Origin of the sequence: Nitratidesulfovibrio liaohensis (genome assembly GCF_011682075.1) — a bacterium.
Classification (GTDB): Bacteria; Desulfobacterota; Desulfovibrionia; order Desulfovibrionales; family Desulfovibrionaceae; genus Cupidesulfovibrio; species Cupidesulfovibrio liaohensis.
In genome coordinates this window covers 1-913 of record NZ_VSMK01000654.1, presented here as the reverse complement: position 1 = coordinate 913, position 913 = coordinate 1, and the positions used below count along the sequence as shown (strand labels likewise).

The following is a 913-nucleotide window of genomic DNA, read 5'->3' as shown; positions in this document are numbered from 1 at the left end:
ACCGCGCTGGCTTCGGCCACGGCGGACGCGGCCCAGGCCGAGGCGGCCGCCCGCGCCATGGAGGTGGACCTGGAACGGCTGTGCGTGCGCGCCCCCATGGACGCCACGGTGCTGCAGGTGAACGTGAGCGAGGGCGAATACGCCACGGCGGGCGTGCTTTCCACTCCGCTGGTCATGCTGGGCGACGTCAGCCGCCTGCACGTGCGGGTGGACATCGACGAGAACATCGCCTGGCGCTACCGCGCGGGCATGCCCGCCACGGTGTTCTTGCGGGGTAACCGCGACTTTTCCGCCCCGCTGCGCTTCGTGCGGGTGGAGCCCTACGTGCTGCCCAAGACGTCCCTGACCGGCGACACCACCGAGCGCGTGGACATCCGCGTGTTGCAGGTGCTGTACGCTTTCGACGCCAAGGACATGCCCGCCTACGTGGGCCAGCAGGTGGACGTGTATTTCGACGACACCGGGCACGGCACTGCTGCGGGCGGCACCGTGCCCCGCGCCAGCGGGGAACAGGCCGAAAAAACGGGCAGAGGGTTGACCGGGCAATCAGGCCAGACTGTACCCGCCAGCCAGACCGTCTCCGTACCTTTGCAGGCCAAGGACGGACAATTTCCCGAGGTGGTGGTGCCGCTGCGCGACGCCGGTGCGCGGGCCATCCGGACAAAGACCGCAACCGGCAGGGGGGTGCGGGGATGACCACACCGGTGCGTTCCGGGCGTAACGACGCGGGAGCCCGTCCGGCCAATCCGGCCAATTCGGCCAATCCGGCCCGCCTGGCCAGACGGGCAGTAATCCGGCGTGCATGGTTCCGCCGCGCGTCAGGCAGATCGTACCTTCTGCCGTGCCTCCTGCTGTCCGCGGTGCTGGCGGCGGGCTGCGCCGCCGCGCCTTCCGCGCCCCGGCCCGGCATGCC

1 protein-coding gene and 1 pseudogene are annotated in these 913 nt (G+C 70.8%); both read left to right on the top strand.

Annotated features, from left to right (window positions below):
- Positions 1-696, top strand: a 696-nt coding sequence (locus FVW27_RS17190; protein WP_167127501.1) for an efflux RND transporter periplasmic adaptor subunit, incomplete at its 5' end; no start/stop codon positions are given.
- Positions 693-913 (top strand): annotated as a pseudogene (locus FVW27_RS20685) (hypothetical protein); the annotation flags it as partial. The gene FVW27_RS17190 and the pseudogene FVW27_RS20685, both read left to right, overlap by 4 nt.